We start from the raw sequence: 17,125 nt of genomic DNA, 5'->3' as shown, positions 1-17,125 counted from the left end.
GAGAAGCCCACCGCGAAGGCTTCGAGATCGCGCGGCGTGCACATCATGACCGCGTGCGAAATGCCGTTGTAGACGAGCGCAACGGGCCATTCCTGGCCCACGTTATCCGTGACGATCGTGCTCTCGCCCTTGCGATGTCTGCGCACGTTGCGTTCGACATAGCCGGGTTGATCGTCGGTATCGAGTCGACTCACTTGCTGCTCCTTCTTTACCGCATGGCCGCCGCGTTCAAGTAAAGTGTGGGTATGACACTTGCTGCCATGTCATGCTGTCCGCGTTTTCTAAAGCGCGCGCCAGCGGTTCATTTGCAACGGTTCCAGCCAGATTCAGAGCCCTACAATAACTTAAGCGGGCGATGCGCGCCGCGCGCGCCCCTCAATCCAACGAGGCTAACGTCATGGGACTTTACGACGCCGCTCGTCTCTTCGGCTTCGAGGTTGAATCCTCGGACAACTTGCGTTTCATTCCGCTTGCCGTGCGCTTCAATCTGGATCGCTTTGGCATGCGTATCGCGCTCGAGGAATGGCAACAGCTTCCGTATGAAGATCGCGCGTTGCTTGCACGCTTTCCCGTGGAAGACGATGCGGAACTCGAAAAGAACTTCGATTTCGCGCTCGAAGAGATGCTGAAAACACATGCCAATGCCACGCCGGAACAAATCGAGCGCGACACCGATCCCGTCTGGGCACATGCCGATGCCGTGCCTGAATCCGTGATTCGTCAGAGCAGTCTAGCTGGTGTGAGCGCGCCGAGCTTGTCGCGCTGGGGCAAGCTCGATCGCTTCCAGCGTTACGCGCTAGCCAAGCTCTCGCGCAACGCAGACAAACTCAATCACGACTTCTTGCCGGCCATGCGCGAATTCGGCCTGACCGAATAGACGTCTGCGAGAAGGTCAATCGAGCGCGGGCAACACGCGCGGGCGACGATCGCGATCCGTGGCGACATAAGTCAGTGTCGCCTCCGTCACCTTGACCACTTCTTCCGCGAGACTCATGCGCTGCGCATAGACCTCGACGGATATCGTCACCGACGTGTTGCCCGTCTTGACGATGTCCGCGTAGAAGCTCAGCAGATCGCCGACGAATACCGGATGCTTGAACAGAAACGAGTTTACGGCGACGGTCGCCACGCGTCCGTTCGCACGCCGGCTCGCGGGAATGGAACCCGCGATATCCACCTGCGCCATGATCCAGCCGCCGAAGACATCGCCGTGCACGTTGGCGTCGGCGGGCTGCGGAACGACACGCAGGGCGACCGGCTTTTGGGGAAGACTGGATTCTTGGGGCATGGAAAGGGTCCGGTGTTGCGTCGCAGCGGCCGTGAGCGGGGCCTTGAACCTTCTGCGACAATGCATATGTATAGATGACTCGCGAGCAGCAAGCCAGCGAGTCTCGCGAATTGTACCGGGATAGCACGCGTAGATCGCGCTCCCGCAAGAACCCCAAGCGTCTGAAACGCCGCCCCCGCGCAACGTGCCCGAAGGCGCCCGAAAAATACGACTCATGCGCCGCATCCCCACGAGAGAGACGGGCGCGCCCGCCAAGGGCTCGCGCCGCGACTGGCAGACGATCCGCTCGCTGTTGCCTTACCTCGCCACGTACAAGATGCGCGTGGCGTTCGCGCTTGCGTGTCTCATCGGTGCGAAGGTGACGAACCTTGGCGTGCCTATCGTGATGAAGCATATCGTCGATAGCCTCTCGTCCGTGCAGCATCTCACCGCGCTTGGCCGCGCGCAGGACGCGCCGGGGCTCGTGCTGATCGGTGGAATCGGGTTGCTGGTCATCGCTTATGCGCTCGTGCGGCTGTCGACTTCGATCTTCACCGAACTGCGCGAACTGCTCTTTGCGAAGGTCACGGAGAGCGCGGTGCGCCAGCTTGCGCTCAAGGTGTTTCGGCATCTGCACGCGCTGTCGCTGCGCTTTCATCTGGAGCGGCAAACGGGCGGCATGTCGCGCGATATCGAACGCGGCACGCGCGGCATTCAGCAACTCGTGTCGTATTCGCTCTACAGCATTCTGCCGACGCTCGTCGAAGTGGGGCTCGTGCTCACCTTCTTCGCGACGAAGTACGAAGCGTATTACGCCATCGTCACGTTCATCGCGTTAGTGACGTATATCGTGTTCACCGTGAAGGTGACGGAATGGCGAACGCATTTTCGCCGCACGATGAACGATCTCGACTCGAAGGCGAACGCCCGCGCGATAGATTCCCTGCTCAACTACGAAACGGTGAAGTACTTCGGCAACGAAGAGTGGGAAGCGCGCCGCTACGACGAGAATTTGCAGCGCTATAGAACGGCGGCGATCCAGTCGCAGCGTTCCTTGTCGATGCTCAACTTCGGGCAGCAGACGATCATCGGCACGGGGCTCGTGTTCATTCTCTGGCGCGCGACACAGGGCGTCATGGCCGGACGGCTCACGCTCGGCGACCTCGTGCTCATCAACACCTTCATGCTGCAGTTGTATATTCCGCTGAACTTTCTCGGCGTGGTGTACAGGGAATTGAAGCAGGCTTTGACCGATACCGACCGCATGTTCACGCTGCTCGGCGCGGGCCGCGAAGTGCCGGACGCGCCCGATGCGCGGCCGCTTGCGGTGAAGGGCGCGGCGGTGCGCTTCGAGAACGTGAACTTTGCCTACGAGGCGGCGCGGCCCATCCTGCATGGCATCGACTTCGCCATTCCCGCTAGCACGACGACGGCGGTGGTGGGTCATAGCGGCTCCGGTAAATCGACGCTGGGACGGCTGCTGTTTCGCTTCTACGATCTCGACCGCGCGGCGGGCGGCCGCATTCTGATCGATGGTGAGGACATTCGCGACGTGACGCAGGATTCGTTGCGCGCGGCAATTGGAATCGTGCCGCAAGACACCGTGCTTTTCAACGACTCGATCTACTACAACATTGCTTACGGAAAGCCCACTGCATCGCGCGATGAAGTGATCGCGGCGGCGCGCGCGGCGCATATCCACGACTTCATCGAAACGCTGCCCGCGGGTTACGACACGCCGGTCGGAGAACGCGGCCTCAAGTTGTCGGGCGGCGAGAAGCAGCGCGTGGCCATCGCGCGCACGCTGTTGAAAAATCCGCCGATCCTCATCTTCGACGAAGCCACTTCCGCGCTCGATTCGAAGTCGGAGCGCGCAATCCAGCATGAACTCGATAACATCGCTCGCGAGCGGACCACGCTTATCATCGCGCACCGGCTTTCGACGGTGGTGCATGCGCAGCAGATCATCGTGATGGATCACGGGCGCATCGTGGAGCGCGGCACGCACGCGGAACTGCTGCGTGCGGGTGGTCTCTTCGCGCAAATGTGGGCGCTTCAGCAGCAGCGCGGCAGCGATGATGTCGCCGCGATGGGGCAGCGGGATACGGCGGGGGTTTGATCGCCCTCGCCTCGGAATACGCGCTACTCCATCGCATGCGCGCCGTTCATCGCCATGCCTTCGGCCCCGAGCGCCGCCGTCGATGACCAACGCAGCCACTGCGCGCGCAGCACGAACAGCGCACCGAACGCGCACGTAGCGATCACGCCGAAAGTCGCGAAGCCCATCTGATAGCTGCCGGTGCTTTCCTTCGCAATGCCCATCACCACCGGCAGATAGAATCCGCCGATACCGCCCGCCGCGCCTACGATCCCCGACAGCAAGCCCGTCTTGCCCTTCCAGCGATGCGGCACGAGCTGAAACGTCGAGCCGTTGCCAAGCCCGAACGCGATATACAGGCAGATCAGCAATGCCAGACCGCCGGCGACAGGCGGCATCCAGATGGCGAAGGCAAAGTCGCCCACGGCGATCACGGCAAGCAGCACGAGCAGCGCACGCACACCGGTCACGCGATCCGCGACATAGCCGCCAAAGGGCCGCACGATCGCGCCGAGAAACGCGAGCAGCGACATGAAAAGCCCGGCTTCGAGCTTGGGCATCTGATAGAGCGAAGTAAGCAGCAGCGTCACATACGACGACATGCCGACGAAGCCGCCGAACGTGATGCTGTAGATGAGCATGATGACCCACGTATCGCGCTCGCGCAGCACGGTGCGATACCGGCCCGGCAACACCGCGATGGCGATGATCGCGCCTATCACCGGCAGCAGCAACACGCCTGTGCGTCCTGCACCGAAGACGCCGCCGCTCACCGCCAGCACCAGCACGATGAGGCTCACGAGCGTCACCGCGAAACTCGACAGCGCGCGCCATGTGCTGCCGCTTTTCTCGCCGAGATCCGATGCCCACGCGTACAGCGCGATGGCGGTCAGCGCGAGCAACGGCAGTGCTGCGGCGGTGGCGAGCTGCCAGCCGAAGGCATCGGCGAGATGCGGGAACAGGAAGCCGTCGAGCACCGCGCCGATGTTGCCCGCAGCCGCGAGACCCAGCACCAGCCCCTGGACCTTCGGCGGATAGTTGCTGCCGGCCATCGGCAACGCGACGGCGAAGCTCGCGCCGCCCATGCCGAGGAACACGCCGAGCACGAGCAAGAGCGCATACGACGGCGCGCCGGGCAACAGCGGCAGCACGATCGACGGAATCGACGAGAGCACGACGCCCATCAGCGCGACGCGACGGCCATCGGTCGATTGATAGAGGTTGCCGAGCGTCACGCGCAGAATCGCCGCCGCGAGCACCGGCACCGCGACGAGAAAACCCTGCTGCGCCGCTGTCATCGCGATGTCCCGGCCGATGAACGGCGCGAGCGGTCCATACAGCACCCAGACGGTGAAGCCTGTATCGAAGTACAGGAAACAGGCGAGCAGCGAGCGCCAGTTGCCGCTCTTGAGCGATGCGATCAGATTGGACATTGCGAATTCCAGATGTAGGCGTGTGGCGAAGTGCTTCTGCCTGGTTGACCGATCAGCAGGCAGCGCATAGGCGAGCAATCGGCTTGAGCGGGACCAGGAAAATTTGCAAGCACCATGCCAAAGAAATGTGTGCGCAATCGGCTGGCTGCGCGACGCCCTTGTCGGCGAGGCTTGAGGGCATGTGCCGCTTACGCTTGCGAGCCGCTTGCCCGCCTTATGTCCACGCGACGAGGCGCGCGCTGCGGCACCGCGTTCGTGCGCGAGCCGCATGGGTATGGTGCGTCGCGCTTGCGTGAGGTTCATGGGGCGTGCAGGGCGCATCCCTATAAAATGCTTTCTTCGCCGCATAGCGCGCGCAAGGCGCTCATCCACGATGGAACTCAAATGGCTCGAAGACTTCGTCTCGCTCGCGGAGACGCGCAGCTTTAGCCGCTCGGCAGAACTTCGGCATATCACGCAGCCCGCGTTTTCGCGGCGCATCCAGGCGCTCGAAGCGTGGCTCGGCACCGAGCTCATCGACCGTTCGGTGTATCCGACGCGTCTCACGCAAGCCGGTCAGGTCTTCTACGAGCAAGCGCTCGCCATGCTTTCGCAGTTTCACGAAGCCCGCATGCTGCTGCGGGGTCAAGGCGGCGTGCCCGCGGCGACCATCGAGTTCGCGGTGCCGCACACGTTGTCGCTGACTTATTTCCCGCGCTGGCTCGAACACGTCGAAGCGCGGCTCGGGCGCATCCGCACACGCTTGCGCGCGCTCAACGTGCACGACGCGGTGCTGTCGCTCGTCGAAGGCGGCTGCGATCTCGTGATGGGCTATCACCATCCGAGTCATCCCGTCGCGCTCGATCCCGCGCGCTACGACATGCTCACGCTCGGTAGCGAGCCGATCAGTCCGTTCTCCGCGCCCAACAAGGGCGGACGCGCGCGCTACACGCTGCCCGCAAGCGCGGATGCGCCCGCGCCGTATCTGTCCTACACGCAGAACGCGTATCTCGGCCGCATGACGGAGGTGATCATCGCGACGGCGCCCACGCGCCTCTATCTCGACAAGGTCTACGAGACCGACATGGCCGAAGGCCTCAAGGCAATGGCGCTTGCCGGTCACGGTGTCGCGTTCCTGCCGCACAGCGCGGTCGAAGACGCAGTGGAAGAAGGCAAGCTGATCCGGCTCGACAGGGGAACACGCGGCACGAGCGCCGGTCAGTTCACGCTGACGATGGAGATCCGCCTCTACCGCGACAAACTGGCCGCTCAAGGGGAGGAACCGCGTCAGGCGTTGATCCGCGCGCTATGGGATGCAGTAGGCGAAGAAGTGCTCGATGCATCGGCGCAAAAGCCCGGTGGATAAGCGTTTGCTACGTTATGCAAGAAACGCATGATCGAATGAGCAAACGGCATTGGCATTGCGCACGCTGTTTTTCGACAATGGGCGCATTCCTTCACCGCTGGAGCATCAATTGTCCTCTTCGAAGCACTCGCTGCAAGCGCCGGACGCCAAACACGCGATCCCGTCGTACCTCCATGCCGACGATCTCGGCCCCTGGGGCAACTACTTGCAGCAGGTCGATCGCGTCGCACCGTATCTCGGTTCTCTCTCCCGTTGGCTTGAAACCCTCAAGCGCCCGAAGCGCATTCTCATAGTCGATTGCCCGATCGAACTCGACAACGGCACCGTCGCGCATTTCGAAGGCTATCGCGTGCAGCACAACACGTCGCGCGGTCCCGGCAAGGGCGGCGTGCGTTATCACCAGGACGTGACGCTTTCCGAAGTGATGGCTTTGTCCGCGTGGATGTCGGTAAAGAACGCGGCAGTGAACGTGCCGTACGGCGGCGCGAAAGGCGGTATTCGCGTCGATCCGCGCATGCTATCGCGTGGCGAGCTCGAACGTCTGACGCGCCGGTACACGAGCGAGATCGGCATCATCATCGGGCCGAACACGGACATTCCCGCGCCGGACGTGAACACGAACGAGCAGATCATGGCTTGGATGATGGACACGTACTCCATGAACCAGGGGCAAACGGCTACGGGCGTCGTGACCGGCAAGCCGATCGCGCTTGGCGGCTCGCTCGGTCGCAAGGAAGCGACGGGGCGCGGCGTGTTCGTCGTCGGCTCGGAAGCGGCGCGTCGCATGGGGCTCGAGATCGAAGGCGCGCGTATCGCGGTGCAGGGTTTCGGCAACGTCGGCGGAATCGCGGCGCGGCTGTTCCAGGAAGCGGGCGCGCGGGTCATCGCGGTGCAGGATCACACGGGCACGCTGTACAACTCGAAGGGTATCGACACGCTCGCGCTCGCCGAGCACGTCGCGCAGAACGGCGGCGTAGGCGGCTTTGCTGGCGCCGATCCGGTATCGGCGGACGAGTTCTGGACCATCGAGACCGACATCCTCATTCCGGCCGCGCTGGAAGGCCAGATCACCGAGAAGAACGCACCGAAGATCAGAACGAAGATCGTCGTGGAAGGCGCGAACGGCCCGACCACGACGGCCGCCGACGACATCCTCCACGACAAGGGCGTGCTCGTGATCCCCGACGTGGTGGCGAATGCGGGCGGTGTGACGGTGTCGTATTTCGAATGGGTGCAGGACTTCTCCAGCTTCTTCTGGACCGAGGACGAGATCAACCAGCGGCTCGAACGTGTCATGCGTGAAGCGTTTGCGGCGGTTTGGCAAGTGGCGAGCGAGCATAAGGTTTCGGTGCGCACGGCGGCCTTCATCGTGGCCTGTACGCGCATTCTCATGGCCCGTGAAATGCGCGGCCTGTATCCCTGATCGCATGGCCACGCACTCGTGTCGGATGTGGCATGAGGCAAGCGGCTCGCATGACGCGTGCCGCATGAACGATCGATGAAATTTGCGGGCGACGCTCCTTCGGGACGTCGCCCGCATTTGCATGAGGATTGCTATAACATCGCGGTTTTCTGTCGCGACACGGCTCGACTGAAGTAAGTGCTCAAGCGCCAATGCCGGTGACCTTTCCGCCGACATCCCGAAAATAAGACAGAGTGGGTTAACAATCATTCTTTCAGAATAATTACCCTGCTAAACTTGCCCCGATTTTTGCCACAGGAGATCGAACACATGAAGATTAAAAAAGCTGCGCTGCTCATCGCCGCGCTCGGATTCATCGCGGCGAGCGCTCACGCGCAAGACGCCGGCACGCTCAAGAAAATCAAGGACACGGGTGTGATCTCGCTGGGGCATCGCGAGTCGTCCATTCCTTTCTCGTACTACGACGACAAGCAGAACGTCGTCGGCTATTCGCATGAGTTCGCGCTGCAGGTCGTGGAAGCGGTCAAGCAGAAGCTCAACATGCCGAATCTGAAGGTGAAGCTCACGCCGGTCACGTCGCAAAACCGTATTCCGCTCGTGCAGAACGGCACGGTGGACCTCGAGTGCGGCTCGACCACGAACAACGCGGAACGTCAGCAGCAAGTGGCCTTCTCGAACACGATTTTCGTGATCGGCACGCGCCTCATGACCAAGAAGGATTCCGGCGTGAAGGACTGGGCGGACCTGAAGGGCAAGACGGTCGTGACGACCGCCGGCACGACTTCCGAGCGCCTGCTTCGCAAGATGAATCAGGACAAGAGCATGGGCATGAACATCATCAGCGCGAAGGATCACGGCGAGTCGTTCCTCACGCTGTCGACCGGCCGCGCCGTCGCGTTCATGATGGACGATGCGCTGCTCGCGGGCGAACGCGCCAAGTCCAACACGCCGAACGATTTCGTGATCGTCGGCGCGCCCCAATCGCATGAAGCGTACGGCTGCATGATGCGCAAGAACGACCCCGAGTTCAAGAAGGTCGTGGACGACGCCATCGCCAAGGTGGAAACCTCGGGCGACGCCGACAAGATCTACAAGAAGTGGTTCGAAAGCCCGATTCCGCCGAAGGGCCTCAACCTCAACTTCCCGGAAAGCGACGACATCAAGGCTCTCTTCAAGAGCCCGAATGACAAAGTAATCGACTAACCGGTTCGACTATCGAGCGAACGAGACGGAAGGAGCTTGCTTCTTCCGTTTCTTTTTGGAGTGAGGTCCATGTCTTACCACTGGAACTGGGGCATTCTGCTGAGTCCGGTTTCGACCGGCGAGCCCACCACGTATCTCGGCTGGCTGATTTCCGGCTTCTGGGTGACGATTACCGTGTCGCTCGCGGCTTGGGTGATCGCGCTTGTGGTCGGCTCGTTGTTCGGCATCTTGCGTACGGTCCCGAATCGCTTCCTGGCGGCCATCGGCACTGTCTATGTCGCGATCTTCCGTAATATTCCATTGATCGTGCAGTTCTTCGTCTGGTATCTGGTGATACCCGAGTTGCTGCCGCCTTCCATCGGCAACTGGTTCAAGCAACTGCCGCCATCGGCGCAGTTCTTTTCCTCGTCGATCATTTGTCTCGGACTCTTCACCGGCGCGCGCGTGTGCGAACAGGTGCGCTCGGGCATCAGCGCGCTGCCGCCTGGTCAACGCAACGCGGGTCTCGCAATGGGCTTCACGCAATGGCAGACGTATCGCTATGTGTTGATGCCGGTCGCTTATCGCATCATCGTGCCGCCGCTCACGTCGGAATTCCTCAACGTGTTCAAGAATTCGGCGGTCGCGTCGACCATCGGTCTGCTCGACCTTTCGGCGCAGGCGCGGCAACTCGTCGACTACACGGCGCAGACGTATGAGTCGTTCATCGCGGTGACGCTCGCTTACATGCTCATCAACCTCGTCGTGATGAACCTGATGCGCTGGGTCGAAGCGAAGACCCGGTTGCCTGGCTACATCGGAGGCAAGTAATGCATCAATTCAACTGGAGCGGCATTGTGGGCGCGTGGCCCACGCTGTGGACGGGCGCCATCATCACGCTGCAGATCACGGTGCTCGCCATCGTGATCGGCATTGTCTGGGGCACGGTGCTCGCGCTGTTTCGTCTGTCGGGTGTGAAGCCCTTGCAGTGGTTCGCGAGCGCTTACGTCACGGTGTTCCGCTCGATTCCGCTCGTGATGGTGTTGCTGTGGTTTTTCCTGATCGTGCCGCAGTTGCTGCAGAATGTGCTCGGCTTATCCGCCGATATCGACATTCGCCTCGCTTCCGCGATGGTCGCGTTCTCGCTCTTCGAAGCTGCGTACTATTCGGAGATCATTCGCGCGGGCATTCAGGCGGTGGCGCGCGGTCAGGTGAACGCGGCGTTCGCACTCGGCATGACCTACGGCCAGGCGATGAAACTCGTCGTGCTGCCGCAGGCTTTCCGCGCAATGGTGCCGCTGTTGCTCACGCAGGCGATCGTCCTGTTCCAGGATACGTCGCTCGTCTACGTGATCAGTCTCGCGGACTTCTTCCGCACGGCGACGAACATCGGCGACCGCGACGGCACGACCGTCGAGATGGTGCTGTTCGCCGGCGCGTGCTATTTCGTGGTTTGCGTGTTGGCATCGGCACTCGTAAAAAGTCTTCAGAAAAAGGTCGCAAGATGATCTCTATCAAGAATGTTTCCAAGTGGTACGGGCAGTTCCAGGTGCTGACGGACTGCACGACCGAAGTGAAGAAAGGCGAGGTCGTCGTGGTGTGCGGCCCGTCGGGTTCGGGGAAGTCGACGCTCATCAAGACCGTGAACGGTCTCGAACCGTTTCAGAAGGGCGAGATCACCATCAACGGTCAATCGCTCACGGACAAGAAGACCAATCTCTCGAAGCTGCGTTCGAAGGTCGGCATGGTGTTCCAGCATTTCGAGCTGTTTCCGCATCTGTCGATCGTGCAGAACCTGACGCTCGCGCAGATCAAGGTGCTGGGCCGTTCGAACGACGAAGCGACGACGAAGGGTCTCAAACTGCTCGATCGCGTGGGCCTGCGCGCGCACGCGGACAAGTTTCCGGGCCAGCTCTCGGGCGGTCAGCAGCAACGCGTGGCGATTGCCCGCGCGCTGTCGATGGACCCGATTGCCATGCTCTTCGACGAACCGACCTCCGCGCTCGATCCCGAGATGATCAACGAAGTGCTCGACGTGATGGTCGAACTCGCGCAGGAAGGCATGACCATGATGTGCGTGACGCACGAAATGGGCTTCGCGAAGAAGGTCGCGCATCGCGTGATCTTCATGGACAAGGGATTGATCGTCGAGGACGACCAGAAGGAAGCGTTCTTTGCGAATCCGAAGTCGGATCGCGCGAAGGACTTTCTGGCGAAAATCCTGCATTGACGCGTTTTAGCGGCGTCATGCAAAACGGCCTTCCGTGAGGAAGGCCGTTTATATTCAGCGTTCGATTCGTTTTATTCGATCCCGAGTTCGGTTTCCACCGACGCCGTCGACTGAATTTCCTCGATCTTCAGCGCCGATCCCACGCACGCTTTGGCAAGCGGCTCGGCGGCCTTCTTCGCGACTTCATCCGGCACCGGAATGTTCACCGTGCGCGAGAGCGCGCCTTTCTGGAACATGGCGAGATCGCCGGGCGCAAAACGCGTCCAGACTTCGTTATCGGTGAGCGGCGAGGTGGCGATGACCGCCACGCGATCTTCCGGCGTCGTGTACTTGGCGAAATCGATCGACATGTCCGCGTCGATCAGATGCGCGGTCGAAAACGGCCAACTGCGAACCAAATAGTACAAATGCGTCGAGCAGTGCGAGAAGAGCGCCTGGCCGTTGGACATCAGGAAATTGAACACGCCGTGCTTCGTGATCTCGCCTGTGAGCGAGGCGAGCGCGTCGAACAATTCTTCCAGCGGCGGTTGCGAGCGCGGAAACGCCTCGCGCAAACCTTCCAGCAGCGTGCAAAAGGCAAGCTCGCTGTCTGTGTTGCCGACGGGTTGATACAGGCCGTTCAGTTCGGGCGCGTAGTCTTTGAGATCGCCGTTGTGCGCGAAGATCCAGTGCCGTCCCCACAACTCACGCAGGAACGGATGGCAGTTTTCCAGCAGGATATGCCCTTGCGTCGCCTTGCGAATATGCGCGATGGTGTTCTTCGATTTGATCGGATAGCGCTTCACCATCTCCGCGAGCGGCGACTTGGCGGACGATTCATGGTCGATGAAAAGCCGGCACGCCTTGTCCTCGAAGAACGCGATACCCCAGCCGTCCGCGTGGTGATCCGTGACCCCGCCACGCGCGGCGAACCCGGTGAACGAGAACGTCACATCGGTCGGTTCGGCGCAGTTCATTCCGAGAAGTTGGCACATGTTGCTGAAAGCGAGAGCCGGTAAGGGCATTGAGCCCGTTGTTACAATACTTCCGACAAGCATATCACCGGGGCAGTCATCCAAAATTCGAACGGCGTCGGGCAAAACGCGGCGTTGTCAATTTTCCACGGATGTTTTTGCCAGGTCTTTAGATCTCCCGACTCCAACGTTTCCGCCGCCATCACGCCATGTCCAATTCCGCCTCGCCCGATTCGCTCACGACACTCACGATTGCGCGTCCCGACGACTGGCATCTGCACGTGCGCGACGGCGCGATGCTCGCCGCCGTCCTGCCGCATACGGCGCGCCAGTTCGGTCGCGCGATCATCATGCCGAACCTGAAGCCGCCCGTGACGACTACGGAAATGGCCGCGGCTTATCGCGAGCGCATCCTGTCCGCGCTGCCGAAAGACGGCGCCGCCGCGCGTTTCGAGCCGCTGATGACGCTCTATCTCACCGACAACACGCCGCCTGACGAGATCCGCCGGGCGCGCGAAAGCGGCTTCGTGCACGGTGTGAAGCTCTATCCGGCGGGCGCGACGACCAATTCGGACGCGGGCGTGACGAGCCTCGGCAAATGCGCGAAGACGCTCGAAGTCATGCAGGAAACGGGCATGCCGCTGCTCATCCACGGCGAAGTGACCGATGGCGATATCGATATCTTCGATCGCGAGAAGGTGTTCATCGACCGCGTGCTGCTGCCGCTGCGCCGCGATTTCCCCGCGCTCAAGGTCGTGTTCGAGCACATTACGACGAAGGACGCCGCCGATTACGTGCGCGACGCCGAAGGTCCGGATGGCACGATCGGCGCGACCATCACCGCGCATCACCTGCTGTTCAACCGTAATGCCATTCTCGTGGGCGGCATCCGGCCGCATTACTACTGCCTGCCGGTGTTGAAGCGCGAGACGCATCGCGTGGCGCTGGTCGAGGCGGCGACTTCCGGCAACGCGCGCTTTTTCCTCGGCACGGACAGCGCGCCGCATCCGAAAGGCTTGAAAGAGCACGCGTGCGGTTGCGCGGGCTGCTACACGGCGCTCCACGCGCTCGAACTCTATACGGAAGCCTTCGATAAAGCCGGCGCGCTCGACAAACTGGAAGGTTTCGCGAGCTTTCATGGCGCGGATTTCTACGGCCTGCCGCGCTGCGCGGAGAAAGTGACGCTCGAGCGCGCATCGTGGACGCTGCCCGCCGAGTTTTCCGTCGGCGACGAAGAGGTCGTGCCGCTGCGTGGCGGGGAATCGATCGGATGGCGCTTCGTGGAGGCAAGTTGAGTGAGCGGCGCGTCGGGGGCGGCGGCTGAAGACGACGTTGGCCGTTTCGCGGCAATCGACTGGACGCGCCCGTGGTTACCATCGACCGAAGCGCGCGGCAGGCGCTGGCAAGCCGCCGCGCTCGATAGCCCGGCGCGCTATTTGTCCGTCCTGAACGACGACGCCCAAGCCGCCGCGCATGTCACGGGGCGCGCTCGGCCGCTCGCGTTTATCGCGCAGGAAGCCTTGCCTGACGGGGCGTCGTATGAAGGGCATATCGCCGAAACGGGATGCGTGCCCACGCGCCATAACCTCCACGATTTTTTCAACGGCTTGATGTGGTTTGCGTATCCGCGCGTCAAGGCGGCGCTCAATGCGCGACAGGCCGAGCAGATCGAGACGCGCGGTATCGGTCCGACGCGCGGCGGCGTGCGCGACGCACTTACGCTTTTCGACGAAAACGCGGTGTTTTTCGCGTACTCGGACGCAATGCTCGCCGATGCCTTGCGCCGCTTCGACTGGCGTGCGCTTTTCATCGAGGGCCGTGCGGCGTGGGGTACGCGCTGTGAGGCGCGCATTTTCGGACACGCGCTGCTGGAGAAACTCGTTGCGCCTTACAAGGCGTGCACGGGTCACGCGTGGCTCGTGCCGGTGCCCGCTGACTACTTCTCTCTTGACGATACCGCCCGCCGCGCCTTGCTCGATGAACGCGTAACGGCAAGCCTGAATGCCGGGACGATCGAAAGCCGCGCCTTCTCGCCGATACCTGTGCTTGGCGTGCCGGGCTGGTGGCAAGCAAACGAATCCCCCGAGTTTTACGACGATACGACAGTGTTTCGTCCAGGCCGACGCAGCGCGTGAGACGTCGCGGCCAACGCAGCGCGCACGATTCGCAGGCAAAAAACTATTCCTCGAGATGCGGTAGACACCCGATGCTAGAATCGACCCCGCAAAGCAGGCCAGGCAGTCGCGGCTTCGACGTTTCGTGCGTCGAGGGCGAGGAAAGTCCGGACTCCACAGGGCAGGGTGATGGCTAACGGCCATCCGTGGCAACACGCGGAACAGGGCAACAGAAAGCAAACCGCCGATGGCTCCTGGCGCAAGTCGGGAGATCAGGTAAGGGTGAAACGGTGCGGTAAGAGCGCACCGCGGCCATCGTGAGACTGGCCGGCACGGTAACCTCCACCCGGAGCAATTCCAAATAGGCAGGCGCGCATCTTCGAGATGCAGGACGGTGCCCCCGTTCGTCTGCGGGTAGGAAGCTTGAGCGCGTCAGCAATGGCGCGCCTAGAGGAATGACTGCCACGCGCAATCGCTTTCGGGCGTATTGCGTGCACAGAATCCGGCTTATCGGCCCGCTTTGTCGTATTCCAAAAGAAAGAGCCGGCGTCACGCGCGTGACGCCGGCTCTTTTTTGCTTGCGCGCTCGCTCAGACTTCGACGATATCGAACGAATGCGTCAGTTCCGCGGTCTTCGCCAGCATGATCGACGCCGAGCAATACTTGTCATGCGACAGGTTGATCGCGCGCTCGACGGTCGCCGGGTTCAGATTCTTGCCCGTGACCGTAAAGTGAAAGTGAATCTTCGTGAAGACCTTGGGATCTTCGCTCGCGCGATCGGCCTTGAGCGTGACGGAGCAGCCTTGAATCTCCTGGCGGCTCTTTTTCAGGATCATCACCACGTCGTAGGCGGTGCAGCCGCCGGTGCCAAGCAGCACCATTTCCATCGGACGCGGTGCGAGATTGCGTCCGCCGCCTTCGGGCGCTCCGTCCATCGTGACGATATGACCGCTGCCCGTTTCGGCCGCGAACGCCATGCCGTCCGGTCCCATCCAGCTCACTTTGCTTTCCATGCTCAGGCTCCAGCGTTCTACGTTTACAGGGGTATTGTAGCGGCTCGCGGTCGTCGGGATGGCTGCGCATGCGCGCATCTACCGGTTGACGAGCAAACCTTTACGTGAGGGTATTGCCGCCGGATAACAGATTCGCGAAGTGGAGGAAGGACTCTAGCGGGTTAAATCGCTCTGGATGACCGCTGAATTCGTTCTATCGCGATGTTTTATAAGGGGAAGTCGCGCGCACTGCACCTTTATGGAAATTCCACATTATGAACTCATCTTTCACGATGCAAATCTTCTTGCCTCCCCGCATGACCGTGCCTATACTCGTTTCATTGGTTGTCGCAGTTAGACACATCTACCGCGTCTCCTCCACCTCCTCCTTTGGTGGATTAAGCCCGAGCCCTCAGCGCTCGGGCTTTTTTTCGCCCACAGCGCCCATGCGGCGGGCCAATAGCGTCATTCTTTTGACCTCCGCGACTATTTCCCTTTATAATTCAAAGTTCTCTTCGTTCCACGCCCGCGAAGAGAAGTCAGGGAGAGCCCGCAGCGCGTCCTGAACGCAAGTTCTTGAACGCTCATATAAGCAGGACCGAACAAAGGTAAAGGCTGAAAACAGCCAAGGGCAGATTTAAATTTTTGGATCGATCATGAAGACGTTTTCCGCAAAAGCCCATGAGGTGACGCGTGAATGGTACGTGATTGACGCGACGGATAAGGTTCTCGGCCGTGTCGCCAGCGAAGTGGCACGCCGTCTTCGCGGCAAGCACAAGCCTGAATTCACCCCGCACGTCGACACTGGTGATTTCATCATCATCATCAACGCCGGCAAGCTGAAGGTCACGGGCAATAAAGCTACGGACAAGAAGTACTATCGTCACTCGGGCTACCCGGGCGGCATCTATGAGACGACGTTTGGCAAAATGCAAGAGCGTTTCCCGGGCCGCGCGCTCGAGAAGGCCGTGAAGGGCATGCTGCCGAAGGGTCCGCTCGGCTACGCAATGATCAAGAAGCTGAAGGTCTACGCCGAAGCAACGCATCCGCATACGGCTCAACAGCCTAAAGCGCTCGAGATCTAAGGGGAGCCCACATGATCGGTAACTGGAACTACGGTACGGGCCGCCGCAAGAGCGCCGTCGCTCGCGTCTTCATTAAGTCGGGCAAGGGCGATATCGTCGTCAATGGCAAGCCCATCGCCGACTACTTCTCGCGCGAAACCTCGCTGATGATCGTGCGTCAGCCGCTGGAACTCACGAATCACGCAAGCACGTTCGACATCAAGGTCAACGTGTCGGGCGGCGGTGAAACGGGTCAGGCAGGCGCGGTTCGCCACGGCATCACCCGCGCGCTGATGGACTACGACGCAACGCTCAAGTCGCAACTGTCGAACGCTGGCTTCGTCACCCGCGACGCGCGTGAAGTGGAACGTAAGAAGGTTGGTTTCCACAAGGCACGCCGCCGGAAGCAGTTCTCGAAGCGTTAAGCGCTTTGGCGCTTCGCCTCCGTCTTACTGGACGCGAAGTTGCCCGAAAAAGCCGCCCGCACCGCACGTGCCGGCGGCTTTTTTTGTTCTGACGCGCGCTGCGCCAAATTGTGTCGAATTTGCTTTAGCCCATTGATTTCATGGACATCGAGCACGATGTTAGGAAGAGCCCTACAATAGCGGTTAGAAGCTTAATTGGAGAATTCGAATGAGCACTGTGAGCGACACCCCCACGACCGAGATGCCTTTGCCCTTCGTCTTCACCGACGCGGCCGCGGACAAGGTCAAGCAATTGATCGATGAAGAAGGCAATCCGGAACTGAAACTGCGCGTGTTCGTGCAGGGCGGCGGATGCTCGGGCTTCCAGTATGGTTTTACGTTCGACGAAGCCGTCAACGAAGACGACACCGTGATGGACAAGGCGGGCGTGCAATTGCTCGTCGATTCGATGAGCTATCAATATCTCGTCGGCGCGGAGATCGACTATAAGGACGACCTCAACGGCGCGCAGTTCGTGATCAAGAATCCGAACGCCACGACCACTTGCGGTTGCGGATCGTCGTTCTCGGTCTGAGTTCGGTTTAGCGGTCGAATGAAAA

General features: G+C 61.1%; 18 protein-coding genes and 1 other RNA gene. 14 read left to right on the top strand and 5 right to left on the bottom strand.

The genetic code is table 11. From position 1 onward, the window contains the following. A partial coding sequence (locus ACYQ47_RS34495) for a formate dehydrogenase accessory sulfurtransferase FdhD (protein WP_459909237.1) occupies positions 1 to 194 on the bottom strand: 194 nt, incomplete at its 3' end. Positions 195 to 397: 203 nt separating this feature from the next. On the opposite strand from ACYQ47_RS34495, the gene ACYQ47_RS34490 reads away from it, so the two are divergent. Beyond that, positions 398 to 877, top strand: coding sequence for a nitrate reductase associated protein (locus ACYQ47_RS34490; protein WP_459909235.1), 480 nt, complete (start codon positions 398 to 400; stop codon positions 875 to 877). A gap of 15 nt (positions 878 to 892) precedes the next feature. Here the strand turns inward: ACYQ47_RS34490 and ACYQ47_RS34485 are convergent, their stop codons facing one another. Then, positions 893 to 1,288, bottom strand: coding sequence for an acyl-CoA thioesterase (locus ACYQ47_RS34485; RefSeq protein ID WP_244826974.1), 396 nt, complete (start codon positions 1,286 to 1,288; stop codon positions 893 to 895). A gap of 214 nt (positions 1,289 to 1,502) precedes the next feature. On the opposite strand from ACYQ47_RS34485, the gene ACYQ47_RS34480 reads away from it, so the two are divergent. Beyond that, the gene (locus ACYQ47_RS34480; protein WP_459909233.1) at positions 1,503 to 3,386 is read left to right on the top strand and encodes an ABCB family ABC transporter ATP-binding protein/permease; all 1,884 of its coding nucleotides are present in this window, start codon (positions 1,503 to 1,505) and stop codon (positions 3,384 to 3,386) included. Between the two features lie 23 nt (positions 3,387 to 3,409). On the opposite strand, the gene ACYQ47_RS34475 is transcribed toward ACYQ47_RS34480, so the two are convergent. Further along, positions 3,410 to 4,798 (bottom strand): MFS transporter, encoded by a 1,389-nt coding sequence (locus ACYQ47_RS34475; RefSeq protein WP_250462980.1) that lies wholly within the window; start codon positions 4,796 to 4,798, stop codon positions 3,410 to 3,412. Positions 4,799 to 5,171: 373 nt separating this feature from the next. Here ACYQ47_RS34475 and ACYQ47_RS34470 point away from each other — a divergent pair, with 373 nt between their 5' ends. The 6 genes from ACYQ47_RS34470 (at position 5,172) to ACYQ47_RS34445 (ending at position 10,978) form a co-directional block, all read left to right on the top strand. After that, positions 5,172 to 6,143: a LysR family transcriptional regulator gene (locus tag ACYQ47_RS34470; protein ID WP_244826978.1), complete on the top strand. Its 972-nt coding sequence runs from the start codon at positions 5,172 to 5,174 to the stop codon at positions 6,141 to 6,143. Between the two features lie 109 nt (positions 6,144 to 6,252). Beyond that, positions 6,253 to 7,566, top strand: a complete 1,314-nt coding sequence (locus ACYQ47_RS34465; protein ID WP_244826979.1) for a Glu/Leu/Phe/Val family dehydrogenase — start codon at positions 6,253 to 6,255, stop codon at positions 7,564 to 7,566. A gap of 309 nt (positions 7,567 to 7,875) precedes the next feature. Further along, positions 7,876 to 8,769, top strand: coding sequence for a glutamate/aspartate ABC transporter substrate-binding protein (locus ACYQ47_RS34460; protein WP_244826980.1), 894 nt, complete (start codon positions 7,876 to 7,878; stop codon positions 8,767 to 8,769). A 69-nt stretch (positions 8,770 to 8,838) separates the two neighbouring features. Further along, positions 8,839 to 9,579, top strand: a complete 741-nt coding sequence (locus tag ACYQ47_RS34455; protein WP_250462988.1) for an amino acid ABC transporter permease — start codon at positions 8,839 to 8,841, stop codon at positions 9,577 to 9,579. Then, a complete protein-coding gene (gene gltK / locus ACYQ47_RS34450) occupies positions 9,579 to 10,256 on the top strand; it encodes a glutamate/aspartate ABC transporter permease GltK (protein ID WP_244826982.1) in 678 nt (225 codons plus the stop codon). Before ACYQ47_RS34455 ends, gltK begins: the two co-directional genes overlap by 1 nt. Next, positions 10,253 to 10,978, top strand: a complete 726-nt coding sequence (locus ACYQ47_RS34445) for an amino acid ABC transporter ATP-binding protein (protein ID WP_244826983.1) — start codon at positions 10,253 to 10,255, stop codon at positions 10,976 to 10,978. The genes gltK and ACYQ47_RS34445 overlap by 4 nt, the downstream gene beginning before the upstream one ends. A gap of 71 nt (positions 10,979 to 11,049) precedes the next feature. Here the strand turns inward: ACYQ47_RS34445 and ACYQ47_RS34440 are convergent, their stop codons facing one another. Continuing rightward, a complete protein-coding gene (locus ACYQ47_RS34440) occupies positions 11,050 to 11,952 on the bottom strand; it encodes a class II glutamine amidotransferase (protein ID WP_459909228.1) in 903 nt (300 codons plus the stop codon). Between the two features lie 188 nt (positions 11,953 to 12,140). Here ACYQ47_RS34440 and pyrC point away from each other — a divergent pair, with 188 nt between their 5' ends. From pyrC to rnpB, 3 genes are all read left to right on the top strand, one after another. Further along, positions 12,141 to 13,226, top strand: a complete 1,086-nt coding sequence (gene pyrC, locus ACYQ47_RS34435) for a dihydroorotase (protein ID WP_459909226.1) — start codon at positions 12,141 to 12,143, stop codon at positions 13,224 to 13,226. Then, positions 13,227 to 14,066 (top strand): DUF3025 domain-containing protein, encoded by an 840-nt coding sequence (locus ACYQ47_RS34430; protein ID WP_459909224.1) that lies wholly within the window; start codon positions 13,227 to 13,229, stop codon positions 14,064 to 14,066. It abuts the gene before it with no gap. Between the two features lie 90 nt (positions 14,067 to 14,156). Further along, positions 14,157 to 14,571: RNase P RNA component class A (gene rnpB, locus ACYQ47_RS34425), an RNA gene on the top strand. 64 nt (positions 14,572 to 14,635) lie between these two features. On the opposite strand, the gene ACYQ47_RS34420 is transcribed toward rnpB, so the two are convergent. Beyond that, on the bottom strand, positions 14,636 to 15,058 hold the full coding sequence (locus tag ACYQ47_RS34420) for an OsmC family protein (protein WP_244826987.1): 423 nt from the start codon (positions 15,056 to 15,058) through the stop codon (positions 14,636 to 14,638). A 635-nt stretch (positions 15,059 to 15,693) separates the two neighbouring features. Between ACYQ47_RS34420 and rplM the strand changes: the two genes are divergently transcribed. From rplM to erpA, 3 genes are all read left to right on the top strand, one after another. Continuing rightward, positions 15,694 to 16,122, top strand: a complete 429-nt coding sequence (gene rplM / locus ACYQ47_RS34415) for a 50S ribosomal protein L13 (RefSeq protein ID WP_244826988.1) — start codon at positions 15,694 to 15,696, stop codon at positions 16,120 to 16,122. Between the two features lie 11 nt (positions 16,123 to 16,133). After that, entirely contained in the window at positions 16,134 to 16,526 is a 393-nt protein-coding gene (gene rpsI / locus ACYQ47_RS34410) for a 30S ribosomal protein S9 (protein ID WP_244826989.1), read from the top strand. 208 nt (positions 16,527 to 16,734) lie between these two features. Next, the gene (gene erpA, locus ACYQ47_RS34405) at positions 16,735 to 17,100 is read left to right on the top strand and encodes an iron-sulfur cluster insertion protein ErpA (protein WP_244826990.1); all 366 of its coding nucleotides are present in this window, start codon (positions 16,735 to 16,737) and stop codon (positions 17,098 to 17,100) included. Positions 17,101 to 17,125 lie beyond the last annotated feature (25 nt).

This window comes from Caballeronia sp. HLA56 (assembly GCF_054655155.1).
The sequence above is the reverse complement of the archived record's forward strand: the minus strand, read 5'-3'. Positions and strand labels throughout refer to the sequence as shown.